The 265-nt window shown below is 60.0% G+C and carries 1 pseudogene; it reads left to right on the top strand.

Annotated elements, in window-relative coordinates:
• A pseudogene (locus RTW80_RS29560) lies at positions 1-265 on the top strand (N-acetylmuramic acid 6-phosphate etherase); the annotation flags it as partial.

Here is a 265-nt window from a genome sequence, read left to right as displayed (position 1 = left end):
ACATGATGCTGGCGCTGTCCGTCAGCGGCAAAACCCCATGGGTATGGGGCGCGATGCGTCATGCGTGGTCTCTGGGCTCAACGGTTGCGATCATTACGGAGGATGCGCAAAGTGAAGCGGCGCAGCTGGCGAGCATGGTCATTGCTCCCGATCTGGGCGCGGATGTGGTGGCCGGGTATACCAACGCTAAAGCAGGCATTGCGCAAAGCATGATCCTGCATATGATCACCACCGGTCTGGCGGTACGTTCCGGACGGGTGTACAG

The sequence above is a fragment of the Escherichia sp. AM3 genome (assembly GCF_032029835.1).
Taxonomy (GTDB): Bacteria; Pseudomonadota; Gammaproteobacteria; order Enterobacterales; family Enterobacteriaceae; genus Escherichia; species Escherichia coli.
This window is presented reverse-complemented; position numbering and strand designations above follow the sequence as displayed.